Here is a 24,549-nt window from a genome sequence, read left to right as displayed (position 1 = left end):
TTTCGACTTGTGTGGATGGTTCCGGCTCCGCGCCCGCAAACGGGACCCGACTAGCGGGCAGGGCCGCCTGCCGCAACGCGGAGGTCGCCTACAGAGACGTGGCAAGGATACGTGAGGGCGACTGGCACGCGTGGTGCCGCGCCGTCCCGTGCGAGCGTAGGCAGCTGTTACATGCGTACGAACCCGACGATCCCGGCGCGGTCGTGGACACGTTCGGCGACGCGGTCGGAGGTGTTGCCCTCGATCGTCTTGATCCGTCCGTCGGGCAGCACCGCCTCGACGATGCCGACATGTTCGTCCCAGACCACGAGGTCGCCGGGGCGTGGTTGGGCGTCGGCTGGGGCCGCTCGCCCGGCCCGCTGCGCCCACGCCCACAGCTGGTCGACGCTCGCGAAACCCTGGCCCCGCTCGCCGAGCGGTGCCCCCGCTTGCCGCGCAACCCACGAGACGAAGTAGGCGCACCAGGGACCCACCGGGCCGCCCGGCACGGCACTGCGGTAGACGGCGATGCGGGGCCCGTCGTTGGAACCCGGCGGTGCCTCAGCGACGCCGAGCTCGCCACGTGCCAGCGCGACCATCCGCGCGCCCGCGCCTGCGCCGCCGGCGCCGGCGGCGACGACCGGCGAACCTGAACTCGCTGCGAGCACCGTTGCGAAATCGCCGCTCGGGCCGCCAGCGGGCGCGGGGGCTGGGGCGCCACCGGAAAGGGCGGCGATCCGCGCCTCGAGTGCAGCGATGCGTGCGAGAGCCGTCTCGACGCTCACGTCCTCTTGCTCGGCGCGCTTGCGGCGGTCTTGAGCGGCGGAGCGCAACGGCGTGGCCTAGGGAGCGGCACGCGGAAAAGGCGGCGGGCGGCCCGATCGGGCCGCCCGCCGTTCCTCCGCCCTTGAGGAGTGCCCTCGTCCGAGGACTATGTTCTCCCGGAAAAAGGCCCCGGGAGTGGCCGCGTTCAGCGCAGGAGCGCCAGGACTGCTTGGCCCGACTGGTTGGCCTGAGCCAGCATCGCCACACCGGCCTGCTGCAGGACCTGGTACTTGGCGAGCGTGACGGCCTCCTGGGCCATGTCGACGTCGCGGATGCGGCTCTCGGCTGCGACCAGGTTCTCCTGGTAGGTCGAGAGATGCTGGAGCGTGTACTCGAGGCGGTTCTGCACCGCACCCAGCGTGGCCCGCTGGGCGCTGACAGCGTCGATCGCCGCGTCGATCTCGGACAGGTCCGTGGTCGCACCGAGAGCGAACGCTGCGGTGCCGAGCACGCTGCCGAGGCTGATCGTCGATACGGTGATCGTCTGACCGTCGTTCGGTCCGACGTGGAAGGTGACGACACCGGCGCTGCTCAACACCTTGATGCCGTTGAACTCCGCGCTCTGGCCGATGCGCTCGATCTCAGCGGCGAGCTGGTTGACCTCCGACTGGATCGCTGTGCGGTTGGCCGCAGAAAGCGTGCCGTTCTGGTACTGGACGGCGAGCTCGCGGACGCGCTGCAGCATCGCGTGCACCTGCGACAGCGAGCCCTCCGCCGTCTGCACCATCGAAACGGCATCCTGCGCATTGCGCTGGGCCTGCCCGAGACCGCCGATCTGCCCGCGCATCTTCTCGCTGATCGAGAGGCCCGCGGCGTCGTCGGCGGCGCGGTTGATGCGGAAGCCCGAAGACAGCTTCTCCATCGACTTGGAGAGCTTCGAGCTCGTGTTCGACAGGTAACGATGGGCGACGAACGCCTCGACGTTGTTTTGGATGCGAAGGGACATTGCTACCTCCTTGGCTCGTCCCGGGGCGACTCCCTGTCGCCCGCTTCGACCCGGTAATCGCCTCGCGTCCGGGGTTCTTGAGTCGCGACGGTTCTGTGCGCGATCGCGAGCCGCGCCGCGCTAACGAACGCCTTCGACCTCTACCGTCCGCAGCCGGACGGTCGGGTGCTTGCGCTCGAAGGCGACGCGGTCGCGCGCGCGCTGGATATCGACCCACGCAGCCAGCTGGCGATCGTCGCTTGCGACGGTGCGCGACAACTGGTGCACGACACGGGACCCGGGCACGAGCACGGGCGGTGTCCCCGCGTCCAACAGCCGCACCGCAAGGTCCGTGTCCTGGTACCAGACGCGCAGCTCTGGGTCGAAAAACTCGCCTGGGCGTACTGACAGCTCGTCGACATCGTCACGACGCAGCGCGAAGCACCAGGCAGCGAAATCCTTACGCCGAAAGCCGTCGACGGTGTCGGGAAAAACGACACGCGCTCCGCTGTCGAGCGTCGCGCGCAGCGGCGGCCACCAGCCGGGCAGCGGCTCGACGTCGTCGTTCATCACCACGATGTAGCGCCCCCGTGCGGCCCGAATAGCAGCGTTCACCGGGGCGCTGAAACCCTGCGGTGGTGCGCCGTTGTCGACGATGACGATCTCGTGCGGGCACCCGAGCGTCCTTTGGACAGCTCGCACAGCTCCTTGGGCGAGCTCGCCGGTGGCGTCCAACGTCGGGATAACGACGGTGACTTCGGGGTCGTGGCCGAGGTCGGCACGCACCAGGGCGCGGGCTGCGGGGAGCACGCGACCGGCCGGAGGAGCGGCCACCACCGACCCGTGCGAAGCGCAGCGCAGCAAAAGCTCGGGAAGCACGAGCGCGTCGGCGGTGAGCGGAACGCCCGCTGCCTCGACAAGCGTGCGTCGTACCGCCACGACCGGCGCCTCGGCGAGCAAGCCCGTGGCCGTGGTGCCAGCCACGGCCGCGACGCCAGGGTCGGCGAGCGGCGCGAGCAGAGCGTCGAGCCATCCGGAGACGAACGTCACCGGTTGCCCTACGAAGACGAGCGTCGCGGCTCGTGCCTGCTGCACGCTCCGTTCGAAGATCGCCGCGACGCCGACGTGACGGTCGCTCTCGAGCACCTCGACATCGCCTGCTACCCGCTCCAGCAGCGGTGCGAGTCGTGGTGCGGCATCGGCGGCGAGCAAGACCTCGTGTGACGGCTCCGCCGCCAACCCGGCGAGCGCGGTCAGGAGCTGCTCGGCAGCGACCGGGCAGTCTCCGAGGTAACAGACGACGGTGGCCTGCGGTTCGCCGCTCATGCCCGCACGTCGAGCGTGCCTTCGCCGTCGGTCTCGGGCCCTGTGCCCGCCTGCGGGCTGCGGGGGGCAGCCGGCCGCCGCCGCGCGCGCCGCTCGCCCGCTTTCTTTTCGCGCTGCCGCTGCTGGCGGTCGAGCGCGCGCAGGCGCTCGACGCGGGCTAGCGGATCCACGTCGTGCCGAGGTCCGACCGGGTTGAGCGGGCCGAGGTTGTCGTGCGCTGTCATCGCTGTCTTCCTCGCAACCCCTACTGTTGCTCTTCGGCCTCGGCGGCGGCGCGCCTGAGCTCGGTCGCGATCACGGTGCGCCACACTTGCAGCGCCGCGGCCCAGGCGACCAGGTAGCAGCAAACACCGGCGACGATCGCGCGCACGCCGGCGACGAACAGCGGCGTCCCGGCGTGCCAAGACAAAAACAGCGTCGCGAACGCGCCGAGTAACGCTGCGCGAGCGCGGATGCGCGGTATCTGCGCCTGCGCCCGCGGGTCGCTTGCGACGCTGATCGTGAGCTTCTGTTCAGACGCTTCAGCCGCCACCGCTCAGCACCTCGCGCCGTCTGCGGATCTGTTCCCGTTGCACGCGCAGAACGAAGCGGATGATCCGCTCGCGCTGGCTCTCGCTGATCGCCTCGAAACACAGCGCGACGCGCGAGCGATCGACGACGCGCACCACCCGCGCCCGCAACAGCATGTCGGGCCCACCGTCGCCGAGCGTCAAGTAGATACCGACCTCCTGGTCGGGCTTGAGACCGGGCGGTGCTGCTACCAGAGCCCCGCCCCCGCTTAGGTCGAGCGTCGTGGTGCGATAGGTTCGCTGCGCCGAAGTTCCGACCCGCCAGCTCAGCACGACCGGCAACATCACGTCGATCCGCGCCAGTTCCCGCCGCTGCTCGACACGCGTCGTCCGCGCCCAGAACAGCAACCGCCCGTCGCTGCAGCCGTCGGGCTGAACGACACCGTCGAGCGCGCAGAGACCGCGGGCGGTCGGGAACTCGAGGCGTCCGGCAAGTCCCTGGTCGGCTGCCAGCTTGCAGGGCACGAGAACGGCCAGTACCCACAAGCCCGGCTGGGCCTCGCCCTCCACCACGACGGGGAGGCGGTCGCGTCCCACCGCTAGCGAGGCTCTCTGCTTGCGCTGCGGAACGGCCACCGTCTCGCCTCACCTAACGACACGACTCGCCAGCTCCCAGGCGTTCGCGGGCTCGAGGCCGAAACGTCCGATCCCCCGTCCCGCCACGTACAAGACGGGCAGGCGTACCGCTGCTAGCGCCTCGACGACGCCGGCTGGCGCCGGTTCGAGATCGAGTTGGGTCACCGCCACCACCGCGTCGCCCGCCCGCCGGCAACGCTCGAGCAGCCGAGCCGCCGCCGCTGCCGAGTAGGTGGCGGGCAGGCATACCACGAGCGCGACCGGCCGTTCGTGCGGCAGGTCAGCGAGGAGCGCGGGCAGCTCGGGGCCGTCGCCGGAGAGCGCCGGCAGCTCGGCGATGACGATCGCGGACTCGCTCGTGCCCGCCAGCTCCTCGGTCTCGCCGCCGCTGGCTACGACGACTTCGCGGCCGGCAGCCGCGTAGGCGGAGGCAAGAGCGCGGGCGAGAGTGGTGCGGCCACCGGCGGGCGGCCCGGCGATCGCAAAGAGCGGCGCAGCGGTCGCGGGCGGCGGCGAGATCGCGATCCGCGCGGCGAGCGCCTGCCGGGCGTAGCGCTTCAGCCCGCGCGACGTGCCGAACGGCACTAGATGCCGGGTAGCGTCCGCGACTAGGCGTTCGGCGAACTCTGCACTGAAGCCAACGCTGCGCAGCGCTGCACGCAGTGCAGCGGCGTTGGCAGGCTCACGCTGCCTGTCGGGCGATCGAGTGCCGCCCGCGGACGCAACGTCGGCCGGTGTTGCGCGCTCGCCGTTCAGAGCCAGGGAATCCGTCCCCTCGGCGCTGCTGGCTCCGTCGGCAGCGGCGTGCGCATCGACACTGCCGTTGCCGCCGTTGCGGCTAGTGTCGGTGCGCTGGTCCACGGGCGCGAGCCGCTCTAGCAGTTCGCGGAAGTCGCGCACCGCGACCGGCCCCTCGCGCACTGCGCGAAGGTCTTTCCCCTCGTCGCTTGCCTGCGTTTCGTTGAGGTTCGAGAAGCGCTTTTCCTCGTCCGCGTTGGCCGCCGAGAGATCCCAAGGCAGCGCCGCCTCGTCGCCGTCGTAGCAGTCGAGCGCAGCTGCTGCCGCGCGCGCTTCCACCTCGACGCAGCGGCGCTGGAAAAAGCCGGCGAAGCCACCGGTGAGCCCCTCGCGTTGGCGGAGGATCAGCGCGTCCGGACCGAGCTCCTCACGCACGGCGGGCAGAATCTCCTCGAGACTGCGGGCGCGGAAGACGACGACACCGTCGGGGCGAGCTACGCGCTCGACCCGGTTCCGCCGCTTCTTTCGCGACTCGCTGTCGCTCGGTGGTTGCGCAGCTGGCTGCTTTGGTCCTGTGGCCGCCGCCGTGCCGTGCTCTTCGCGGCGCGAGGCGAGGGCAGCGATGATCTTGTCAGCGAGCATGGGCGGCTCCTGTGGGCTCCACTCCGCTGTTGTGTTCATCGGCTGCTTCCGGCAATCCGATAACGCCCACGTTCTCGACCTTGACGTTGCTCGGAAGCTCGGAGAACGCGATCACGGCCAGCCGCGGTGCGACTGCTTCCGCGACCCGGCGCAGATGGCGGCGCACGCGCGACGAGCAGAGCACGACTTGGCCCTCCCCCTCGCGCTCGCTGGCAACGGCGCGCAGCCGCTCCGCGAGGGTGCGCGCACGCTCGGGTGCGAGCGCCAGAAGCTCGCCGTCGGCGGTCTGCACGATCGCCTCTGCGAGCTCCTGCTCGAGCGCCGGGTCGACGGTCCAGGCGCGCAGCACATCGCCGTCGAGGTGCGGGGCGACGATCGTGCGACCGAGCGCCTGCCGGGCGTGTTCGGCGAGCTGGGCGACGTCGCGCGTGACACGCGCGCGATCGCCGATCGCTTCGAGGATCGTCCCGAGGTCGCGGATCGACACCCCCTCGCGCAAAAGCGCCTGCAACACGCGCTGCACCTCTCCGACCGAGAGGACGTCGGGGACCAGCTCTTCGACGACCGCGGCGTTGCGCTCCTTCAGCTGGTCGAGCAGCAGCCGCACGTCCTGGCGGGTCAAGAGGTCGGCAGCGTGCTGGCGCACCACCTCGGTGAGGTGGGTCGCGAGCACCGACTCGGCGTCGACGACCGTGTAGCCCAGCGCCTCTGCCCGTGCGCGCGCCGAATCGTCGATCCAGCGTGCCGGCAGGCCGAACGCCGGCTCGCGCGTCTCCATCCCGCCCAGCTCGCCGGCCGCCTCGCCGGTGTCGATGGCTAGGTAGTGGCCGGGCACGACTCGTCCGCGCGCCACCTCCTGGCCGCGCACCCGCACTGCGTACTCGTGCGACTCCAGGGTGGCGTCGTCGCGCACGCGCACCGGCGGGATGACGATGCCGAGTTCGCTTGCGATCTGTCGGCGGATGACGCCGATGCGGGCGAGGAGGGTGCCTCCTGCACGCGCGTCGACGAGCGGCACGAGCGCGAAGCCCACGGCCAGCTCGAGCGGGTCGAGCTCGAGCGCGGCCAGGGCTGCGTCCTGCGGGCTCTGCTGTTCGGGGAGCTGCTCGGGGGTGGGGCCGGTCGCGCTGCTTTCGGCCTCGTCGCCATCCCGAGCGAGCGCGCGTCCCGCTGCGATCAAGAGCCCCCCGATCACCAGAAACGGCAACTTCGGCAGACCGGGAACGAGTGCCATCGCCGCTACCAGCCCGCCAGCAACGAGCGGTGCCCGCCGCTGGCGGCCGAGCTGGGACAGCACATCGCGACCGAGGTCGCGATCGGAGGCGGCGCGGGTGACGATCACGCCGGTCGCGACCGAGATCAACAGCGCCGGTATCTGCGCGGCAAGACCGTCGCCGACCGTCAGCAGCGAGAAGCGGTGCGCCGCTTCGGAGAACGGTAGACCGTGCTGGACCACCCCGACGATCATGCCGCCGATGAGGTTGATCAGAACGATCAGAACGGCAGCGATCGCGTCGCCCTTCACGAACTTCGAAGCGCCGTCCATCGCTCCGTAGAAGTCGGCTTCGCGGGCGATCTCGGCGCGGCGCGCCTTCGCCTCCTCGTCGGTGATGAGACCCGCGTTGAGGTCGGCGTCGATCGCCATCTGCTTGCCCGGCATGGCGTCGAGCGTGAAGCGCGCCGCTACCTCGGCGACGCGCCCGGCGCCGTTCGTCACGACCACGAACTGGATCACGACGAGGATCAGGAAAACGACGAGGCCGACGACCACGTTTCCGCCGACAACGAACTCGCCGAACGACCGCACGACATGTCCGGCGTCGGCGTGGAGCAAGATCTGGCGCGTAACCGACACGTTGATTGCCAGCCGGAACAGCGTGGTCAGCAAGAGCAGCGCCGGGAAGGCCGCGAACTCGAGCGGGCGCCGCAGATAGAGGGTGGCGACAAGGATCGCGAGTCCCGCGCTGATGTTGAGGGTGATGAGGAAGTCGAGCAGCGCCGGCGGCAGCGGCACGACCATCATCACCACGATCACCGCGACCACTACGGCCGCAGCGAGATCGGTGTTACGCCCGATACGCTCGAGGAGGCCGCTCGCTGGCTTCGGTCCGCTGGCGGTCACGCCACACGCCTCCGTCGTGCCGCCTGCCTATAGACGAACGCCAGCACCTCGGCAACGGCCTGGTAGAAGTGCGCGGGAATCTGCTGGCCGAGCGGGACATCGCGCTCTAGCGAGCGCGCCAACGGTGGGTCGCTGACGATCGGGATGCCGTGCGCAGCTGCGATCTCGCGGATCCGCTGGGCGATCCGGCCCTTGCCTTTGGCCACCACCTCGGGCGCCGGTTTCGAGCCGTCGTAGCGGAGCGCCACGGCGACGTGCGTAGGGTTCGTCACCACGACGTCGGCGGTCGGGACCGCCGCCATCATCCGCTGGCGTGCGAGCTGCGCCTGGCGGCGCCGCAGCGCCTGCTTGACCTCCGGCGCGAGCCCGTAGTGGCGGAGCTCGTCCTGAACCTCCCGCCTGGTCATGCGCAGGCTGCGCTCGTGCTGGCGCCGCTGCCAGGCGTAGTCGGCGGCGGCGATCGCCAGGTAGGCCACGACCGCGCGAGCGGTGATGTCGACGAGCTCGTCGACTAGCCGCGCGCCGAGCGCCGCCGGTGGCATGCCGACGGCCGCGGCGAGGTCGGGAACGCTCGGCACGACGGCGGCGGCGAGGATCGCGCCGACGACCGCCACCTTCACGCTCGCCTTCGCCGCTTCGAACAACCCGTGCGGCCCGAGCAAACGCTTAATCCCCTGCAGAGGGTCGATGCGCCGCCACTGCGGCTTTAGTGCTTCGGCGCTCGGCTTGAAGCCCACCTGCGCAACCGCGGCCGCTGCGCCGGCTGCAAGACACGCGACCGCGAACGGGGCCGAGGCGGCGACGACCTCGGCGAGCGCGTCACCGAGCCACGCGACCGCCGCCTGCGGGGGCGCGTCGGGGACCGCGACGGCGTTGTGGAAGCTCGCGCGCATCACCTGTGCGACACGCTCGACGACCCCTCCGCCGGCCGCCACGACCGTGAGCAGCCCGGCGCCGAGCACGAGCGCCCCGGGCACATCGGCGCTGCGCGCGACCTGCCCACGCTTGCGCGCCTCCTCGCGTCGGCGTGGGGTCGGGGCCTCGGTGCGGTCGGCGCCACCACCAGCCATCAGCCACCTCCCGCCAGCCCGCCGAGCCCGTCGAGCAGCGTTCGTTCCAGCTCGCTGCCGAGCCAGGGCGCCAGAAACGGCAACGAGGCCGCAACGAGGACGAGCCCGACGAGGATCTTCAGCGCGAAGCCGACCTGCAGAATGTTCAGCTGCGGTGCGACACGCGCCACGAGCGCGAACGCACCGTCGGTGAGGATCAACGCGACGATCACGGGCGCCGCGACCTCGAGCGCTGCCCCGAACATCCCGGCGAACGTGTGCTGCACCGCGGCCACGACGCTGCCGATGTCGGGGCTCGCGGTGAGCGGCACGATCTCGTAGCTGCGCGCGAGCCCGGCGACAAGCCAGGCGTCGCCGCCGATCGTCAGGAACAGCGCCGCCGCTACGAGCGCGTAGAGCTGCGCCAAAACCGCACCGGGGTTGCCAGTTAGCGGGTCGACGATGGCCGCGAACGAGAAGCCAGTGAACCCGTCGAGAAGTGCTCCTGCCGTCTGCACGGCCGCGAACAGCACGCTCACTGCGAATGCGAAGGCGAGGCCGACTAGCACTTCCTTGACGACGAGCGCTCCGAGTGCGGCAGGGTCGCCGGGCAGCTCTGCCCCGCGCCGCGCGAGGTGCGAGAGGGCGAGCGCGAGCGCGGCCGCCACGACGAGGCGGGCGCGGAGCGGAATCATGCGCGACGAGAAAACGGGCGCCAGGAGGAACAGCGGACCGACACGCGCCAGCACGAGCAAGAAAGCGCTGGTCTGCTGGGCTCCGAACTGGGTCGCTAGCTCCGCCATCGCCGGTCACCGCACGAGGTTCGGGATTTCGCGGTAGAGCTGCGCCGTGTAGCCGACGAGCTGGTCGAGCATCCAAGGGCCGGCAAGCACGGCGACGATCGCCATCGCCGCAAGCTTCGGCACCATCACCAACGTCATCTCCTGGATCTGCGTCGCCGCCTGGAAGACGCCGATCACCAATCCGACGACGAGCGCCACCGCCAACAGCGGCAAAGAGAGCCGCACGGCCACGTCGAGCGCTTGCTGGGCGAGGTGGATGGCCGTGTCGGTAGTCATCCGCTCGCTCCTAGATGTGGAAGCTCTCGACAAGCGAGCGGGTGATCAGGTCCCACCCGTCGACGAGCACGAACAACAGCACCTTGAAGGGCAGCGAGATGAAGACCGGGGGCAACATGATCATGCCCATGCTCATGAGCGTCGCCGAGACGACAAGGTCGATCACTAGGAACGGCAGCAGGATCAGAAAACCGATCTGAAAGGCGGTGCGCAGCTCGCTGACGACGAAGGCGGGGATCAGCACCCAGGTGGGCACGTCGGCGCGCGTGCGCGGGCGTTCGATGCGCGCCAAGCGCACGAACATCCCCAGCGTCTCGGGGCGCGTTTGGCGGAACATGAACTCGCGCAGCGGCCCCTCGCCGCGGCGGATCGCCGTCTCTTGCGAGATCCGCTGCTCGCGCAACGGGTCGATCGCCGCCTCCTTGACGCGCGAGAACGTCGGCGCCATCACGAACAAGGTCAGGAACAGCGCGATCCCGACCAGCACCTGGTTGGGCGGGGCGTTCGGCACGCCCAGCCCGACCCTGACGAAGCCGAGCACGATCAAAATCCGGGTGAAGCTCGTGACGGTGAAAAGCAGCGCCGGCAGGACGCTGAGCGCCGTTACGAGCAGGAACAGCTGGACCGCTTCGCTCGTGCCGGGCAGGTTCATCCGCGCACCGTCATCTGACGCAAGCGGTCGATCAGCTCGCCGATAGTCCGGCCTCGGTGCGCCGCTCCGGTCGGTGCGCTGCCGGGTTCTTCGTCGACGAGGAGCCCCTGCACGGCGGCGTCGCGCTCCCGGAAACGGCAGATCGCCTGCACCTGCCGCTCGCTGGCGGCGACAAGAACTACCTCACGACCGACGCGTACCAGATGCAGCGACTTCCCTGGCCCCAGCGGCAGTGCGGCGAGCTGGCTCAGTGCTGTACCGTGGGCGGGCGCGCTCGCCCCGAGTTTGAACCGCCGGAGCGCCCAGTAGATCCCGTAGATCAAAGCGACTACGACCGCCAGCCCGAGCACCGTGCGAGCGAAGCCGCCGCCCCCGCTCGCCGCCTGTGTCGCCGGCGCGCCGGAACCGAGATCGACGGGCGTGCGCTCGCCGAGATCGCGGGCGGCAGCGAGCGCCACCGTGGGCCAGACCGCCAACGCCGCTCCGGCGGCGGTCGCGCAAGCAGCGAGCGCGGTCAGTCGTGAACGCATGCGGACGGACGGACGGACTCTCCCGGCTCCCGATCGGAGCCTGCAAGGACGGACGCCCGCGTAATCGGAGCGGTCGGCGCGCGCTTGAGGGTTCAGGCGACGGGCTCGCCGTCGGCGCCGGTGCTTGCCGGCTCGCCGCCAGCGGCTGCACGCGAGCTCTCCGCACGACGGCGTGGTGAGACGACCTCGGTGACCCGGATCCCGAACTCGTCGTCGATCACTACCACCTCGCCGCGGCCGATGCGACGCCCGTTGACGAGCAGGTCGACGGGGTCGCCAGCCGGACGCCCGAGCGCGATCAGCGACCCGGGGGCGAGCTCGAGCGTCTCGGCGATCGTCAATCGACGCCGCCCGATCTCGACGCTCACCTCGACCTCGACGTCGCCAAGACGCTCGAGGTCGGAGCTCGACTGCGCGGCACCGTCGTCAGCAAGCTGTTCGTACTGGATCTCGTCGGCCACGCTGCCAGGCTCCTCACTGCACGGTGACGTCGGTGAACAGCACTTCCTCGACCTTCACGTCACTCTCGTGTTCGATCGCGCGCGCGATCCGTTTTTTCAGGCGGTGCCGAGCTTCGCGGTCGATCAGATCGCTGTCGGCGGCTTGTGTCAGTTGGTCGACGATCACGTCGCGCACCACGGCCTCCTGGGGAAGCGGGCCGTAACCCTCCGGCGGCGACGACCCACCATGTCCGCCCCCAGCAGCTGCGTGCACACCGGGCGCGAGAACCAAAGCCACACTCACCTTCGCGTAGCGACCATCGGCGAGGTTGACGAGGAACTCTTTCGGCAGGACGTAGACCTCGCCCTCGATCTTGTGCTTTGGCTCGGCGGGTTTGGCAAACACCATCTTCCAGGCGCCTAGCAGCGCGACCAACACCACCACGGGTAAAAGCACTTTTTTGTTTTTGAGCAGCTTGCCCATCTTCCCCTAGCGCAACGGCACTGCACCCGAAGTGATCGACACGCGCAGCGAAGATGTAAGAGGTCCGACCCCGGAAGATGCCGTGCCGCGGCCACTGCGCAGCAGAACAACCTCCACACGCCGGTTGCGAGCCCGCCCGCTCGCAGTGGCATTCGACGCGATCGGGTGCAGCCACGCGTAGCCCGTCGCGCTCATGCTCTGAGCAGGAACGCCGTAGGCGATCAGCGCGCGTACGACTCGAGCTGCCCGCGCCGTCGACAGTTCCCAGTTGCTCGGGTAGCGACCACTAATCGGCACGGGATCGGTGTGACCTTCGACGGACACCGGCAAACCTGCGCGCAGTTTCAACATGCTTGCGACTTCGCTGAGGATCGGGCGGGCTCCCGGTTTCAGGTCTGCCGATCCGGAGTCGAAAAGGATGCGATCGGTGAGCAAACGGATCACCAAGCCGCGCTGGTCGATCAGCGTGCGGATCTGTCCCTCGAGGTGGCGTATGCGGACGTAGCGGTCGAGTCGCCGCTTGATCTCGCGAAACTCGATCTCGTCGCGGTTCTGCTCGTTGTCGACGAGGTTCGATTGCGCTTGCCCTGGTTGCGGCGGTGCCGGCGTACGTGAAGGTGGCGCTACCTGGCGTACCGTGTGCCCGCCGGGCAGGATCGCACCTGAAAACGCATCCTCCAGCGATTGCCGCAGCGCTTCGAGTTTCGACTTGTTGACGTTCGATATCGCGAACATCACGATGAACAGCGCCATCAACAAAGTGATCATGTCCGAGTAGGTGAGGAGCCAGCGCTCCTCGTTTTCGTGTTCGCCGTGCCCAGCACGGCGCCGCCGCGATCCGCGATGCCCGGCCATAGCTCAGGCAGCGACTGGCTCGGCCGCGGGAGCTCCAGCAGGAGCGCCGGCAGCGGAAGCGCGCCCAGCCGAACTTTGGGCTCCCGCCGCGGCTTGGTCGGCGAGCTCCGGTGGCAGGAAACTCACGAGCTTTTCGCGCAGCACACGCGGGTTCTCGCCTTCGAGGACAGCTAGGACGGCGTCGAGGGTCATGATCCGCAGGCGTACCTCGGCGTCGGTGAGCTCTTTCAGGCGGTTCGCCACCGGGAAGAACACGACGTTGGCCGACCCGACGCCAAACAGCGTGGCGATGAAAGCGCTCGAGATCGCCGGACCCAAACTGCCAGGATCGTCGAGGTTCTGCAGGACGTGCACGAGTCCGAGAACGGTGCCGAGAATTCCCATCGTCGGCGCAAATCCCGCTGCCTTTTCGAAGACGCGCCGGGCGTCACCGTGCCTCTGTTCGAGCGCCTCGATCTCAATCTCGAGAACCTCTCGCAACACCTCGGGATCGGTGCCGTCGACGACCATCTGGATGCCCTTGCGAGTGAAACGATCCCGGATCTGGTCGAGCTCAGCCTCGAGCGCCAGGAGACCTTCGCGGCGGGCGATCTCGGCTAGGCGAGCCATCAGTTCGATGCGCTCGAGCGGATCTGGCTCTTCTCCCTTGATCGCGATCTGATAGAGGCGCGGGATCGCCTTGACCCGCTCGAAGCTCGTGCCGGCCATCACCGCACCGAACGTGCCGCCAAAGACAAAGAGCGAGGCGGGAATGTTGATTAGAGCTGTGAGCTGGGTGCCCTCCATAATCGCGCCGAGCGCGATCAAAATGCACGCAAGGGCAATGCCGATCGCCGTAGTCGCCTTCATGGCTACCCCTCCCGGTGATCGGCGCGGGTTCAGGGAACTTTCACGTCACGAGCCCGGAGGCTGCACCGCTCCAGCTGTGCGTCATCTTTACTCGTCTCGTCGGCGCTCCTCCCACGCCACCTCGAGCGACCGGGCAGAGATCGCGGCGTGCCAGTCTCGGATCATCGCGATCACCTGAGCGCAACTCTCAGCCACCACAACTTTGGCTCCGTTAACGAGCGTGATCGTGGTGTCCGGGCACGCCTCGATCTGTTGGATCAAATGGCAGTTGACGAACAGCTCGCTGCTGTCGCGACCGACGCGATGGACCTTGATCATCTCTCACCCGCCAGGGATTGCGGCGTTGTGCGACCGCCGCACGAGCATCGCGAGAAGGGCCAGCTGCGGTCGACGACCGCGATCGCGGTGCGCGGCGCAACGGTAGGAGCGGAGGGTCCGTCCACGTCTCCTGTCCGCCCCACGAGGTCCGTGGCCTCCGCCCCTACCGTTGCGCCGCCCGCAGCCGGCCCTCTGCGATCAGCGCTTCAGGTTCACCAGGTCGGCGAGCATCTCGTCGCTCGTCGAGATCACCCGCGAGTTCGCCTGGAAGCCGCGCTGCGCGGTGATCATGTCGGTGAACTCGCTAGCGAGGTCGACGTTCGACATCTCGAGCGTGCCGGCGATCGTCGCCCCGAAACCGGCCGAAGCCGGCGCGCCGAGCTGCGGGGTGCCCGAGTTCAGCGTCTGCGCCCAGCGGTTGCCGGACATGCGCATCAAGCCGGCCGGATTCTGGAACTTGGCGAGCTCGAGCTGGCCGGCCGTTTGCAGGGTGCCGCCCGTGTCGACGTAGGTGACGGTGCCGTCCGTACCGATCGAGACGTTGGTAGCGCCCGCCGGAATCTGGATGTAGGGCGGGTTTGTGCCGCCGGTACCGAGCACGAACCAGCCCTCCTGGGTGACGAGATAGCCCTGGCTGTTGAGCGTGAACGAGCCCGCGCGTGTGTACTGAATGGCAGTCGCAGCAGGCGCTGCTGGCGGCGTGCCGAGAGCCACCCGGAAGAAGCCATCACCCTGGATGGCGACATCAAGGGGGTTGCCGGTCGACTGCAGGGCGCCGGTGGTCATCTGGTTGTCGACCGAGCCGAGCTGTACGCCGAGCCCAACCTGCAACGGATTCGAGCCGCCCTGGCCACCGCCGGGCGCTGTCGCACCCATCTGGAGCTGCGCGAGCGAGTCCTTGAACGTGGTGCGCGCTCCCTTGTAGCCGACGGTGTTGACGTTGGCGAGGTCGTTCGCCGTGACGTCGAGCATCGTCTGGTGGGTGCGCAAACCGCTGATCGCGGCGTACATCGAACGCATCATGGCTTCCTGCCCTCCTTCGCGTGGTCGCCGGCGCCGGACGCCGGCCGACCGTGGTTTTCTCCTTCGCTCCCCGCCGTTCGGCGAGCGGCGTGTGCGCGGTCCCCTCCCTGAGGTGCAGGTGCCCGCCTCATGCGATCACCGCGCTGTCGATGTTGGTGAAGACGTGTTCGCGCATGTGCTCGCGGTCGACAGCCGTCACCACCGTGCGGTTCTTGACCGCGACGACGAAGGCGACCCCATCGACGAACACCACCGAGTCGCGCGAGCCCTTCGCCGCTGCCCGCTCGACGCCAGCGGCGAGCCGCGCGAGACGCTCGGGATCGAGCTCGATCCCCCGGCGCGCGAGGCGCTCGCTGGCGTGCTTCGAGAACACCAGGCGCTGGGAGGCGGCGCGCTCGAGATGCTCGGCGAACGACGGGCCGGCCGTCCGCTGCGCACCGCGCGGGGACGTCTCGACCCGGCCCGCCGGGCGCGCACCGCCGAGCCGGTCGAGACCGGGCAACAGCGGATCGATGCCGCGACCCGGGGAGCTCGTCATGAAGCGACCGCCTTGACATCCGCGAGGCCGATGCGCGCGCCGTCTTCGAGGACCAGCGTCGGCTCGTCGCCGCCGAGATCGACGCGCAAGACGCGCCCGCTGCGCTCGCTACCGTCGCGCTCGTAGGTGGCGACGCGGCCGACCAGCGCCACGGCACGCGACGCCTCGTCCTTCTTTTGCTCGCGCTGCGCGACCGTGACGAGCTGCTGCAGCTGTTCGAGGGTCGCGAACTGCGTGAGCTGCGTGATGAAACGGTCGTTGTCGGTCGGCTGCAGCGGGTTCTGCATCTTCAGCTGCGCGACGAGCAACTTCAGGAACGAATCCTTGTCGAAGCCAGCGGCGGCGAGCGCGCGCGATGCGTCCTGTGCGGCGCCCGCTGCCTGGCTCGCGCCGCTCCCGCCTGTAGGTGCAATTGCGCTCATCGCTCCTCCCCTTTCTCTCTACGCCAGAACGTCGATGACCAGTCCGCGCACGAGGACGACGGCCTTGGCATTACCCGGCACCGGCTCCGGTCCGGCGGCCACCTCTGAGCGATTGCCGCTGTGCGGGTGGCTCGCGCTGTTAGAGCCGGGTTCGTTGTCGCGCTCGCGGAAACCGCCGGCAGCGTTGTCGGCCGCACGTGCCGCCGCCTCGACTTCGACACGCGCGACGACAAGGTCGCTGCGCTCGAGCGCGCGCCGGATCTGGTCGGCCGCGGCAGCGAGCGTCTGCGCCGAGTGCTCGTCGGCCGCGCTGATGCGGACGCTGAGGACGCCGGCGTGCTCGCGAATTCGCACCTCGATCTCGCCGAGCGCGGGCGGTCGCAGCCGCACCCGGGCGTGGTGCGCCCCGCGCGCAGCGAGCACGACGACGGCGGTCTCGGCGGCCTCGGCGAGCTGAGCTGGCGCGTGGGTTGGGGCACCGTCACTGCGCGGCAGCGGCGATGTCGCCGGTTGCGCCGCCACCGCCGCCTGGCCGGCTTGCGCTCCGCTCGCGCCCGAGGTCCCGGTGGTCGCCACTGGCGGCACGGAGCCGCCCGGACCCGCAGAGCCGTCCGCGAGCGCGTGACCTTCCGCCCGGGCTGCGCCAGCGGGGCTCGCTGCGGGCCCGCCGTCGCCCGTCGCTTGAGCAGCCGCATCGCCTCGCGCTAGCGCAGCAGCCGCTGTGTCCGTGCGCAGGCCGGCGGACGCCTGTCGCGTGCGCGCACTCTGGTCGCCGCTGGCGGGCTGGTGCGCGGTCGCGCCCTTGGCCTCGGCCTGGGCGACTGCACTGACCGACGGCTCGCGCCCCGCTTCCTGGGCCACCGCGGTTTCGGCGACGGCCGGTACCGCGCTCAAGACCGCTCGTTCGGTCCCGTCCACCAGCGCGCCGGCCACCACCGTGTCGGCCACACCCGCAGCTCCGATCGTCGGCGCTCCCGATAGCTCCTTCCCGCTGCCGACGGTCGCAGGGTCGCCGACGAGCCCACCCGCCGAATCGAACGTCGGCGCCGCGAGGGCGAGCTCCGCGGGCTGCACGGGGGTGCCAGCTGCGGTCGGGGTCGGGCCGGCCGGGGTGGGGACGGCGGTCGCGCAGGATGGATCTTGCTGCGCGCAAACGTTGGCACCTGAGGGCTCCCCGACACCCTTCGCATCTAGCGCCCGTCCCGCCGAACCGCCGCTCGGTGGGGCTGCGGTGTCGTCCGGCACGCTCGCTGGTGCCCCGCGGGCAACGACTTCGTCCGCCGCGCCCCTTACGCGCTCGCGGCCCGTAGCTTCGTCGGTCGGGCCCCCCGCGGTGGCGGTCCAGGCCCTCAGCAGCAGCTCGAAGCCACCGCCGGGATCGGGCGGCGGCGTCCCGCGCGGCGAGCGAATGCGCGCCAGCGTTTCGGGCACTGCCGCTCGCTGCGCACAGTCGATGCGGCTCGGCGGCGTCATCGTGCGCTCCCTCCGCGCGCGAATTCGCTTGCGTAGGCAAGAACCCGCTGGACGTAAGCCTGCGTCTCGGGGTAGGGCGGCACCCCGCCGTAGCGGCGCACGGCCGCGGGGCCGGCGTTGTAGGCCGCCAGCGCGAGGCGGTAGTCGCCACCGAACGCATCGAGTTGTTGGCGCAGGTATTTCGCGCCACCCTCGATCGCCTGCGCCGGGTCGTAGGGGTTCGTGACACCGAGCGAGCGCGCGGTTGCGGGCATCAGCTGCGTGAGTCCGGCAGCCCCCGCGGGACTCGTCGCACGAGCGTTGAAGCCCGACTCGGCGCGGATCAAGCCACGCAGAACGTTGCGGTCGATGCCGTAGCGGGCTGCTGCGCGGTCGATCAGATCGGCGTAGGGAACGTCAGCGTCCGAGCCCGCCCGCGTAGCTGCAGAAGCTAGGTCGGAGCGCGCGAGCGCCGACGTCAGCGTCGCGCCGAAATCGCCCGCTCCGGCCGTGCAGTGTGCAGCGAGGCGCGCGGCGAGAGCGTGCAACTGCGCGACGCGCTCGACTGTCGCGACGTAGCTCACGCTGCCTCCCCCACACGCCGCAGCAAGCCAAGCTCGTCGAGCACAGCCGCCTCGCGTCGCGCCTCGCTCGCTGTGTGCTCGGCGAGCTTGCGTTCGCGCAGCCGCTCGAGTGCCTTGCGTTCCTGCAGCGCACGCGCCGCGTCAGCCCGCCGCCGCTCCTCTTCGGCGCGCGCATCGGCGACGCGGCGCTCGAGCTCCGCCGCGGCAAGCCGCGTCCGTTCGAGCCACGCGTCGAGCGCGACAAGCTCACCTGCCGCCGCTGGCGCTCCGGAGCCGGCGCTGGCGCGCGCGGCGCGCGCTCGCGCCACGCGCTCGCGCGCGGCGAGCAGCTGCGCTTCGCCGCGTGCCCGGTGGCGAATGCTCTCCGCTAGCCGTTCGCGCGCTTCGCGCTCCGCGTGCTCGCGCACGCGCTGGACACGCTCGAGACGGAATTTGAAGCCCTTGCCTTTCAGCACGGCGCCCCTTTAGTCGGCTCCACCGCTGCTGGGCTCAGCGGCGTTGGACGGCCGTTCGACGATCGCATCGATGCGCAGCGCCCACTCGCCCTCCACCACCACGAGCGCGCCACGCGCCACAAGCCGGCCCTCGACGTACGCCGTCACCGGCGCCTCGACGGGATCGTCCAGATCGATCACCGCCCCGGGTTCGAGACCCGCCGCGTCGGCGGCCGGCATCCGTGTCCTGCCGAGCTCGACAGCGAAACGCACCGGCACGTCGTGCAGGGCCACAGGGTCGAGGCGCTCGCCACCGTCGTGCGCTGTCGTGCTCCGCTCGCTCACCTTGGCGCCGCCCATCGCCCGGTCACCTGCACCGCCTTGCGCCCGCCGTCGCGACCGGGACGCCCTACGTAAGTGGGAACGTCGCCGACGCAGACGACCACCCCGTCCTCGACCTTCCTCCGCAGCGGGAGGATGTCGCCGGGTGAGAGCGCCAGCACTTCGCCGAGCGTCAGCTCGAGCGCGCCGACCTCGACCCGCACCTCGACGTCGACACGGCGCAGAGACGCCTCGAGCGCGGCTGCGGTCGCGGGATCGGCGGGAAGACCGTCGCGAGCGTGGTACTCGAGCCTCTCGAGCAGCGGGAACATCGAGCTGTACGGCAGCGCCAGCACTATTCGCCCGCGCAGCTGCCCGGCGCTGACCTCGAGCGGCAGGGCGAGCGTTACCTCGCCGGGGGAGACGATCTGGGGCGCGAGGCGGGTGGTTGTCGTCGCACCCGGGCGCAAGCGCACGCCGGCAAGGTCGAGCCAGGTCGTGGAAAGGCTGTCGACGACCCCGGCGATCGCCCGGCGCGCGACGGCGAGCTCGAGATCGGTGGGGTCGGACGGTGCCGCCTCGCGCACCGCGTCCCCGGTCCCGCCGAGGAGCCGTTCGACGACGAAGAGCGCTAGACGCAGGTCGAACAGCAGCGCGACCTGTGTCGCGACCGGCTCGACATCGATCGTGGTCACGAGCGCCGGCGCCTGCGACTCGAGCACGAGCTCGCTGTAGGGCAGCTGGTCGACCTCGCTCAGCGCCACTTCGACGGTTGTGCGCAGCTCCGTCGACATGCGCGTCGCGAGCGAGCGGCAGACGGTCTCGTGCGCGTGCTCGAGCCGCCGCACGTGCTCGCGCGTGAACTTCGTCGGGCGACGAAAGTCGACAGCCTGTACCTCGACGGCGGCACTGTCGCTAGCTGGCGCTTGGGCGGAGGTCGCCATCACCCCCGGTAATCGCCAGCTGCGGGCGCGGGTTCAGCGCCGGTCTCGCCAGCCTCGGCCGTCACGGGCTGTTCCACGGCGCGATCTCGAGCGGCGGGATCGCACTCTGACCGGTGAGGTCGCGTGCCGCTGCGGGCTGTTCCCTCGCCGCTGCCGCCACCGCGGCGCCTGCTTCGGCGCCGTCCGCGGCGCCAGCGAGGTACTCCTCGGCAGCGTGCGCTATCGCGACCACCCCGGCGTCGGCGTCGCTCAAGGTCGATGGCTCGTCGAGCCGCTGCCGCAGGAAGCCGTCGATGCGTTCGCGCAGTGCGAGCGCGGCGTCGACGCGCCGGTCGCTGCCGCTCTGGTAGGCGCCAATCGCGATCAGGTCCTCTTTGTCGCGAAGCGCGGCTAGCAGCGAACGCAGCGTGCGCCCAGCCGCCAGCACCTCGCCGTCGAGCAGCTCCGACTCGAGCCGGGAGACGCTCTGAAGCACGTCGATCGCTGGATAGTGGCCGGCGTGGGCCAACGACCGCGACAGCACGACGTGACCGTCGAGGATCGAACGCACCGTGTCGGCGATCGGCTCGTTCATATCGTCGCCCTCGACGAGCACCGTGTAGAGACCCGTGATCGTCCCGGCGGCGCTGGTGCCCGACCGCTCGAGGAGGCGCGGCAGCAGTGCGAACACGGACGGCGTGTAGCCACGGGTCGCCGGCGGTTCGCCCACCGCCAGCCCGACCTCGCGCTGAGCCATTGCGAACCGTGTCACCGAGTCCATCATCAAGAGCACGTCGGCCCCGCGATCGCGGAACCATTCAGCGATCGCGGTGGCGGTGAGCGCGGCGCGGATGCGCAGCAGCGCCGGCTGGTCCGAGGTCGCCACGACGACGACACTGTGGGCGAGCGCGCCGGCGAGGTCGCGCTCGATGAACTCGCGCACCTCGCGGCCACGCTCGCCGACCAGGCAGATCACGTTCACGTCGGCCGAGGTGGCGCGCGCGATCATCCCGAGCAGCGACGACTTACCCACTCCCGAGCCAGCGAAGATGCCGAGGCGTTGGCCACGGCCGCAGGGGACGAGGGCGTCGAGTGCCCGCACCCCGAGCGTCACTCGCGTGTCGATACGCCGCCGTTCGAGCGCCGCGGGCGGTTCCCGATCTGCCGCTACGCGGGCGACACATTCGACGGCCGGACCGCCGTCGATAGGCCGTCCGAGCGCATCGAGCACGCGGCCGAGGAGTGCCTCCCCCACCGGCACGCGCAGCGCTGCTCCTGTCGCCTCGACCGGGGTTCCCGGGCGAACACCGACGAGCTTTCCGAGCGGCATCAGGAGCGTTCGCCCGTCGCGGAAGCCCACCACCTCGGCGGGAACAGGCGCCTCCTGCCTGCCCCGGTCGATCTTGCAGACCTCGCCCACCGAAGCCTCGAGCCCGGTGACCTCGACGATCAGACCGATCAGGTCGCTCACCCGCCCGCGCCGGCGATACAGATCGGCGTCGCGGACGAGCGCGAGCGCCGCCTCGAGCAGGTGTCCGCCGCATTCGCTCACCGACCCTGCCGGTCGTCACCGGCGAGCAGCTCGCGCACGCGTTCGAGCTTGCTCTCGACGGTGGCGTCGATCTCGCCGTCGCTCGTGCGCACGACCGCCCCGCCCCGCCCGACCCCACTGTCGGCCTGCACCTCGAGCTGCTCGATGCCACCGATGCGGGCGGCGATGGCGTCGGCCTGAGCACGAACCGTGGCAAGGTCGTCGGGGTGGATCACGACCGTCACTCGCGACCGCTCGGCCAGGCGTTGAAGCGCTCCTGCCACCACGTCGAGAATCCGTCGCGGCTCCGCTGTGACAGTCCCAGCTACGACCTTCTCGGCGATACGCAGCGCCAGCTCGACGGCGCGCGGCTCGAGCGCCTGAGCGGCGCGGTCGCGGGCACGAGCTAGTTCTGCGGTGGCGGCAGCAAGCGCTGCAGCCGCCTGTTCGATCCGTGCCCGCAGCTCGGCCTCCGCGTCGGCGCGGCCAGCCGCGTATCCCTCGGCGTAACCATCCGCGCGCGCCTGTTCGACGAGCACCCGTTCACGCTCGCCGCGGTCGACGGCGGCACGCGTCGCGGCCGAGCTCAAACGGTCGAACGCGAACGGTTCAGGCGACGAGGTCATCCTCGCCCCGACCGATCGTGATCACGCCTGCTTCCTCGAGCTTGCGCACCACGGCCACGATGCGCGCTTGTGCCTCTTCGACAGCGGAGCGGCGCTGCGGCGGCTGCAGCTCCATCTCCTCGCGCAGCAGCTCCTGCGCACGCTGCGAGAGGTTGCTCATGATCTTCTCCTTGACGTCGTCGCTGGCCCCGCGCAGCGCGAGCGGCAGATCGGACTGGTCGACCTCTTTGAGCACGAGCTGGATGCTGCGATCGTCGAGCTTGACGATGTCTTCGAACACGAACAGCAGATCGCGCACTTGCTGAGCGAGATCGGGATCGTCCTCACCAAGCTTCTCGAGCACGTTGCGCTCGGTGGTGCGATCCGCGTTGTTGAGGATCTCGGCGAGCGACTTCACCCCGCCCGACTCCTCGTAGCTGCTGGCGATCACTCCCGAGAGTTTCATCCGCATCACGCTTTCGATCTCGCGCACGACCTCGGGGCTTGTGTCGCTCATCTCGGCGATACGCCGCGCGACCTCGACCTGCAGTTGCGCGTCGAGCTTGGCCAGCACCTTCGCGGCGAGAGCGGTGTCGACGTTCGCCAGCACAACCGCGATCGTCTGGGGACGTTCGCTCTGCAGAAAAGCGGCGATCTGCTCGGGGGGCGTGCGCCGCAAAAACTCGAACTGGGGGCGCTGGCCCGCGCCCATAACACGGTTCAGGACCTCTTGCGCTCGTTCCGCACCGAGCGTTCGCTCGAGCACCGCCCGCGCGAAGTCGACGCCCCCCTCGACAACGAAACGTTCTGCTGCCGCGTTTTCCTCGACTTCCCGCCAGATCTCCTCGACGATCTCGGGCGGCAACGACCGCAGGCGGCTGATCTCGAGCGTGAGCTGCTCGACCTCGTCGTCGCTCAGGTGGCTCATAATCTGGGCCGCGCGCTCGGGACCGAGGCTCGCCAAGAACGCCGCTGCCTTGCGGATCCCGCGCAAGCCGGGTGCTGCGCCGCGCGAGCTGCCGCGGTCGCGCGCGGACGGTTCCGGCACGGGGGGAGGTGGGCCGGCAGCGGTGGGATCACCGGCCAGACCATCACCGGGCTCAGCGGTGGCGATTGCGATGCTCTCGTCGGCTTCCACCATCGTGGCGTGCGGATGTCACGTGTTCGCCTCGAGAACGAGCTCGGCACGCTGTGTCCCCTGCCTGGCGAGCGCCCAACCGGTCAGCTTTCGCGCATCCATGCCCGTACCTGCTGAGCGAGACGATCGGGTTGCTCTTCCGCCAACCGTTCGACGGTCGACGCCGGTGCGGGTTCGCTGGCGCCTTCGCCGGGAGCGGCTGCCGGCGCTGCGACGGGGACGAGACCGGTCGGCTGCTCTTCGGGTCGCATCCCCTCGAGCTCGCTGAGCCGGCGCGGCGCGCTGATCTCGCGCAGCCACACAGGCTCGGCGATCGGCTCCTGTTCACGCCGCTTCAACTGGCGCGTCACGAACCACAGGAAGGCCAGTCCGGCGAGCGCGAGCGCAACCCACTTGAGGTAGCCGAGCAAACCGCTCACCGGCGAGGGCGAGCCGGTTTGTGGGGGCGCGAACCGCACCCGGCTGACCGTCAGCTGGTCGCCGCGGGCACGATCGATCCCCGCCGCTGCTGCTACAGCCTGCTGCAAGGCGCGTACAGAAGCGGGCGGCACCGACGTGTCGAGCAGTAGCGCCACGCTCTGCCGTTTGACGGTTCCCGGTGCAACGCGCCGGCGCTCGACCGTTTTGCTGACCCCGAAGTCCGTCTGCTCGTTGCGTCGCCGGTAGTTCGACCCGGCGCCCGCCCCGGCCGGCTGCTGTGTGAACGTCGGGATGTTGCCGGCCGTTCCCGCCACGCCACCGGCACCGCCGGCACCTTGCAGCTGCTCCTCCTCGACCGTGCGCCGCAAGGGTGTACCCCGCCGCGCGTAGGTGAGCTTCTCCTGCGTGGTGCGGTCGACGTCGAGGTCGGAGCTCACCTGAACCTGCCCCTTGCCCGGCCCGATTGTGCGTGCGAGGAGCGCGTTGAGGCGCGTCTCGAGCTCCTGGTTGTAGCGCGCCTCGGCCGCCTGTTTGCTCGCCACGTCGCCAGCGCTGCCGTCGGACTGCGGCCACAGCAGCTGGCCGCTCGAGTCGGTGATCGTGACGTCGTTGGGGCTCAAACCCTCGACGCTCGCGGCTACCAGTCGCGCCATTCCGCGCACGGCGTTCGGGTCGATCGTCCCCGAGCCACCGAGCACAACCGCCGCGGTCGGCTTCTGGCGATCTTCGACGAACAGCCGGTCCTGGGGAAGGGTGAGCTGCACCTGGGCGGTGCCGACACCGTCGATCTGCTCGAGCGCGCGCGCGATCTCTCCCTCGAGCGCCCGCTGGTAGGCGACACGCTGCTGGAAGTCGCTAGCCCCGAGCTTCTGCTTGTCGAGCAGCTCGAACCCGGGTTGCGAGCGGCCCGGCAAACCGGCCTCGGCAAGCGCGACACGTGCCTCCGCTGTCTTTCCCGAGTCGACGGCGAGCGCGGTGCCGTTGTTCTCGAGCTTGTAGGCGATTCCGCGCTGGTCGAGGGCGGCTGTGAGCTTGCCGGTCTCGGCGGGATCGAGACCGGTGAGCATCGTCGTGTAGCTGGTGCGTGTGGCGAGCGAGTAGAGCAGGATCGCGACCGCCAGGACCGCACCGATCGACGCGATTAAGCCGATGCGGCCGCGAAGGTCGGTGTTGCGAAGCAGTTGCAGCGGATCTGGCATC

The 24,549-nt window shown here is 70.1% G+C and carries 30 protein-coding genes; all 30 read right to left on the bottom strand.

Annotation, left to right across the window (positions count from 1 at the left end; translation table 11 throughout):
• Positions 1-167 precede the first annotated feature (167 nt).
• Positions 168-812: a CHAP domain-containing protein gene (locus tag JDY09_RS04895; protein WP_274717958.1), complete on the bottom strand. Its 645-nt coding sequence runs from the start codon at positions 810-812 to the stop codon at positions 168-170.
• A 137-nt stretch (positions 813-949) separates the two neighbouring features.
• Positions 950-1,750 carry a flagellin gene (locus JDY09_RS04890; protein WP_274717957.1) on the bottom strand — a complete coding sequence of 267 codons (801 nt, stop codon included), beginning with the start codon at positions 1,748-1,750 and terminating at the stop codon, positions 950-952.
• A 120-nt stretch (positions 1,751-1,870) separates the two neighbouring features.
• The gene (locus JDY09_RS04885; protein ID WP_274717956.1) at positions 1,871-3,055 is read right to left on the bottom strand and encodes a glycosyltransferase family 2 protein; all 1,185 of its coding nucleotides are present in this window, start codon (positions 3,053-3,055) and stop codon (positions 1,871-1,873) included.
• A complete protein-coding gene (locus JDY09_RS04880) occupies positions 3,052-3,279 on the bottom strand; it encodes a hypothetical protein (protein ID WP_274717955.1) in 228 nt (75 codons plus the stop codon). Before JDY09_RS04880 ends, JDY09_RS04885 begins: the two co-directional genes overlap by 4 nt.
• Before the next feature lie 20 nt (positions 3,280-3,299).
• Positions 3,300-3,587: a hypothetical protein gene (locus JDY09_RS04875; RefSeq protein ID WP_274717954.1), complete on the bottom strand. Its 288-nt coding sequence runs from the start codon at positions 3,585-3,587 to the stop codon at positions 3,300-3,302.
• Entirely contained in the window at positions 3,577-4,200 is a 624-nt protein-coding gene (locus JDY09_RS04870; protein WP_274717953.1) for a PilZ domain-containing protein, read from the bottom strand. Before JDY09_RS04870 ends, JDY09_RS04875 begins: the two co-directional genes overlap by 11 nt.
• 9 nt (positions 4,201-4,209) lie before the next feature.
• On the bottom strand, positions 4,210-5,580 hold the full coding sequence (locus JDY09_RS04865; RefSeq protein WP_274717952.1) for a hypothetical protein: 1,371 nt from the start codon (positions 5,578-5,580) through the stop codon (positions 4,210-4,212).
• A complete protein-coding gene (gene flhA, locus JDY09_RS04860; protein ID WP_274717951.1) occupies positions 5,570-7,702 on the bottom strand; it encodes a flagellar biosynthesis protein FlhA in 2,133 nt (710 codons plus the stop codon). The genes JDY09_RS04865 and flhA overlap by 11 nt, the downstream gene beginning before the upstream one ends.
• Complete coding sequence (flhB, locus tag JDY09_RS04855; protein ID WP_274717950.1) at positions 7,699-8,772, bottom strand: flagellar biosynthesis protein FlhB; 1,074 nt, start codon at positions 8,770-8,772, stop codon at positions 7,699-7,701. Before flhB ends, flhA begins: the two co-directional genes overlap by 4 nt.
• Complete coding sequence (fliR, locus tag JDY09_RS04850; RefSeq protein WP_274717949.1) at positions 8,772-9,554, bottom strand: flagellar biosynthetic protein FliR; 783 nt, start codon at positions 9,552-9,554, stop codon at positions 8,772-8,774. Before fliR ends, flhB begins: the two co-directional genes overlap by 1 nt.
• Before the next feature lie 6 nt (positions 9,555-9,560).
• Positions 9,561-9,830, bottom strand: coding sequence for a flagellar biosynthesis protein FliQ (gene fliQ / locus JDY09_RS04845; protein WP_274717948.1), 270 nt, complete (start codon positions 9,828-9,830; stop codon positions 9,561-9,563).
• Positions 9,831-9,840: 10 nt separating this feature from the next.
• Positions 9,841-10,482, bottom strand: a complete 642-nt coding sequence (gene fliP / locus JDY09_RS04840) for a flagellar type III secretion system pore protein FliP (protein WP_274717947.1) — start codon at positions 10,480-10,482, stop codon at positions 9,841-9,843.
• Positions 10,479-10,958 carry a flagellar biosynthetic protein FliO gene (gene fliO, locus JDY09_RS04835; protein ID WP_274717946.1) on the bottom strand — a complete coding sequence of 160 codons (480 nt, stop codon included), beginning with the start codon at positions 10,956-10,958 and terminating at the stop codon, positions 10,479-10,481. Before fliO ends, fliP begins: the two co-directional genes overlap by 4 nt.
• A 146-nt stretch (positions 10,959-11,104) precedes the next feature.
• Positions 11,105-11,473, bottom strand: coding sequence for a flagellar motor switch protein FliN (gene fliN / locus JDY09_RS04830; RefSeq protein WP_274717945.1), 369 nt, complete (start codon positions 11,471-11,473; stop codon positions 11,105-11,107).
• A 13-nt stretch (positions 11,474-11,486) separates the two neighbouring features.
• Positions 11,487-11,936 (bottom strand): flagellar basal body-associated FliL family protein, encoded by a 450-nt coding sequence (locus tag JDY09_RS04825; protein ID WP_274717944.1) that lies wholly within the window; start codon positions 11,934-11,936, stop codon positions 11,487-11,489.
• A 6-nt stretch (positions 11,937-11,942) separates the two neighbouring features.
• Positions 11,943-12,791: an OmpA/MotB family protein gene (locus JDY09_RS04820; RefSeq protein WP_274717943.1), complete on the bottom strand. Its 849-nt coding sequence runs from the start codon at positions 12,789-12,791 to the stop codon at positions 11,943-11,945.
• Positions 12,792-12,794: 3 nt separating this feature from the next.
• The gene (locus JDY09_RS04815) at positions 12,795-13,640 is read right to left on the bottom strand and encodes a flagellar motor protein (RefSeq protein ID WP_274717942.1); all 846 of its coding nucleotides are present in this window, start codon (positions 13,638-13,640) and stop codon (positions 12,795-12,797) included.
• Positions 13,641-13,727: 87 nt separating this feature from the next.
• Positions 13,728-13,958 (bottom strand): flagellar FlbD family protein, encoded by a 231-nt coding sequence (locus JDY09_RS04810; protein ID WP_274717941.1) that lies wholly within the window; start codon positions 13,956-13,958, stop codon positions 13,728-13,730.
• 198 nt (positions 13,959-14,156) lie between these two features.
• A complete protein-coding gene (locus tag JDY09_RS04805) occupies positions 14,157-14,981 on the bottom strand; it encodes a flagellar hook-basal body complex protein (RefSeq protein WP_274717940.1) in 825 nt (274 codons plus the stop codon).
• A gap of 127 nt (positions 14,982-15,108) precedes the next feature.
• A complete protein-coding gene (locus JDY09_RS04800; protein ID WP_274717939.1) occupies positions 15,109-15,519 on the bottom strand; it encodes a TIGR02530 family flagellar biosynthesis protein in 411 nt (136 codons plus the stop codon).
• Entirely contained in the window at positions 15,516-15,941 is a 426-nt protein-coding gene (locus JDY09_RS04795; protein ID WP_274717938.1) for a flagellar hook assembly protein FlgD, read from the bottom strand. Before JDY09_RS04795 ends, JDY09_RS04800 begins: the two co-directional genes overlap by 4 nt.
• 18 nt (positions 15,942-15,959) lie before the next feature.
• Positions 15,960-17,414: a flagellar hook-length control protein FliK gene (locus tag JDY09_RS04790; RefSeq protein WP_274717937.1), complete on the bottom strand. Its 1,455-nt coding sequence runs from the start codon at positions 17,412-17,414 to the stop codon at positions 15,960-15,962.
• A complete protein-coding gene (locus JDY09_RS04785) occupies positions 17,411-17,977 on the bottom strand; it encodes a lytic transglycosylase domain-containing protein (RefSeq protein ID WP_274717936.1) in 567 nt (188 codons plus the stop codon). The genes JDY09_RS04790 and JDY09_RS04785 overlap by 4 nt, the downstream gene beginning before the upstream one ends.
• Positions 17,974-18,432 (bottom strand): flagellar export protein FliJ, encoded by a 459-nt coding sequence (gene fliJ / locus JDY09_RS04780; protein ID WP_274717935.1) that lies wholly within the window; start codon positions 18,430-18,432, stop codon positions 17,974-17,976. The genes JDY09_RS04785 and fliJ overlap by 4 nt, the downstream gene beginning before the upstream one ends.
• A gap of 9 nt (positions 18,433-18,441) precedes the next feature.
• On the bottom strand, positions 18,442-18,756 hold the full coding sequence (locus JDY09_RS04775; protein ID WP_274717932.1) for a FliM/FliN family flagellar motor switch protein: 315 nt from the start codon (positions 18,754-18,756) through the stop codon (positions 18,442-18,444).
• Complete coding sequence (locus JDY09_RS04770; protein ID WP_274717931.1) at positions 18,753-19,676, bottom strand: flagellar motor switch protein FliM; 924 nt, start codon at positions 19,674-19,676, stop codon at positions 18,753-18,755. Before JDY09_RS04770 ends, JDY09_RS04775 begins: the two co-directional genes overlap by 4 nt.
• A 61-nt stretch (positions 19,677-19,737) precedes the next feature.
• Positions 19,738-21,207, bottom strand: coding sequence for a FliI/YscN family ATPase (locus JDY09_RS04765; RefSeq protein ID WP_274717930.1), 1,470 nt, complete (start codon positions 21,205-21,207; stop codon positions 19,738-19,740).
• A complete protein-coding gene (locus JDY09_RS04760; RefSeq protein ID WP_274717929.1) occupies positions 21,204-21,812 on the bottom strand; it encodes a FliH/SctL family protein in 609 nt (202 codons plus the stop codon). The genes JDY09_RS04765 and JDY09_RS04760 overlap by 4 nt, the downstream gene beginning before the upstream one ends.
• A complete protein-coding gene (gene fliG, locus JDY09_RS04755) occupies positions 21,796-22,932 on the bottom strand; it encodes a flagellar motor switch protein FliG (protein WP_274717928.1) in 1,137 nt (378 codons plus the stop codon). The genes JDY09_RS04760 and fliG overlap by 17 nt, the downstream gene beginning before the upstream one ends.
• Positions 22,933-23,012: 80 nt before the next feature.
• A complete protein-coding gene (fliF, locus tag JDY09_RS04750) occupies positions 23,013-24,548 on the bottom strand; it encodes a flagellar basal-body MS-ring/collar protein FliF (protein ID WP_274717927.1) in 1,536 nt (511 codons plus the stop codon).
• Position 24,549: the final 1 nt, after the last annotated feature.

This window comes from Thermoleophilum album, from assembly GCF_028867705.1.
In the GTDB taxonomy this organism is placed as follows: domain Bacteria; phylum Actinomycetota; class Thermoleophilia; order Solirubrobacterales; family Thermoleophilaceae; genus Thermoleophilum.
Note: the sequence above shows the minus strand (reverse complement) of the source record. Positions and strands in the feature narration are given on the sequence as shown.

What these genes read in the sequence shown, in the direction of transcription:
- JDY09_RS04890 (WP_274717957.1), bottom strand. Translation starts at nt 1,750, where the DNA reads ATGTCCCTTCGCATCCAAAACAACGTCGAGGCGTTCGTCGCCCATCGT.
- JDY09_RS04885 (WP_274717956.1), bottom strand. Translation starts at nt 3,055, where the DNA reads ATGAGCGGCGAACCGCAGGCCACCGTCGTCTGTTACCTCGGAGACTGC.
- JDY09_RS04880 (WP_274717955.1), bottom strand. Translation starts at nt 3,279, where the DNA reads ATGACAGCGCACGACAACCTCGGCCCGCTCAACCCGGTCGGACCTCGG.
- JDY09_RS04865 (WP_274717952.1), bottom strand. Translation starts at nt 5,580, where the DNA reads ATGCTCGCTGACAAGATCATCGCTGCCCTCGCCTCGCGCCGCGAAGAG.
- flhB (WP_274717950.1), bottom strand. Translation starts at nt 8,772, where the DNA reads ATGGCTGGTGGTGGCGCCGACCGCACCGAGGCCCCGACCCCACGCCGA.
- fliR (WP_274717949.1), bottom strand. Translation starts at nt 9,554, where the DNA reads ATGGCGGAGCTAGCGACCCAGTTCGGAGCCCAGCAGACCAGCGCTTTC.
- fliQ (WP_274717948.1), bottom strand. Translation starts at nt 9,830, where the DNA reads ATGACTACCGACACGGCCATCCACCTCGCCCAGCAAGCGCTCGACGTG.
- fliP (WP_274717947.1), bottom strand. Translation starts at nt 10,482, where the DNA reads ATGAACCTGCCCGGCACGAGCGAAGCGGTCCAGCTGTTCCTGCTCGTA.
- JDY09_RS04825 (WP_274717944.1), bottom strand. Translation starts at nt 11,936, where the DNA reads ATGGGCAAGCTGCTCAAAAACAAAAAAGTGCTTTTACCCGTGGTGGTG.
- JDY09_RS04820 (WP_274717943.1), bottom strand. Translation starts at nt 12,791, where the DNA reads ATGGCCGGGCATCGCGGATCGCGGCGGCGCCGTGCTGGGCACGGCGAA.
- JDY09_RS04815 (WP_274717942.1), bottom strand. Translation starts at nt 13,640, where the DNA reads ATGAAGGCGACTACGGCGATCGGCATTGCCCTTGCGTGCATTTTGATC.
- JDY09_RS04810 (WP_274717941.1), bottom strand. Translation starts at nt 13,958, where the DNA reads ATGATCAAGGTCCATCGCGTCGGTCGCGACAGCAGCGAGCTGTTCGTC.
- JDY09_RS04805 (WP_274717940.1), bottom strand. Translation starts at nt 14,981, where the DNA reads ATGATGCGTTCGATGTACGCCGCGATCAGCGGTTTGCGCACCCACCAG.
- JDY09_RS04800 (WP_274717939.1), bottom strand. Translation starts at nt 15,519, where the DNA reads ATGACGAGCTCCCCGGGTCGCGGCATCGATCCGCTGTTGCCCGGTCTC.
- JDY09_RS04795 (WP_274717938.1), bottom strand. Translation starts at nt 15,941, where the DNA reads ATGAGCGCAATTGCACCTACAGGCGGGAGCGGCGCGAGCCAGGCAGCG.
- JDY09_RS04790 (WP_274717937.1), bottom strand. Translation starts at nt 17,414, where the DNA reads ATGACGCCGCCGAGCCGCATCGACTGTGCGCAGCGAGCGGCAGTGCCC.
- JDY09_RS04770 (WP_274717931.1), bottom strand. Translation starts at nt 19,676, where the DNA reads ATGGCGACCTCCGCCCAAGCGCCAGCTAGCGACAGTGCCGCCGTCGAG.
- JDY09_RS04760 (WP_274717929.1), bottom strand. Translation starts at nt 21,812, where the DNA reads ATGACCTCGTCGCCTGAACCGTTCGCGTTCGACCGTTTGAGCTCGGCC.
- fliG (WP_274717928.1), bottom strand. Translation starts at nt 22,932, where the DNA reads ATGGTGGAAGCCGACGAGAGCATCGCAATCGCCACCGCTGAGCCCGGT.
- fliF (WP_274717927.1), bottom strand. Translation starts at nt 24,548, where the DNA reads ATGCCAGATCCGCTGCAACTGCTTCGCAACACCGACCTTCGCGGCCGC.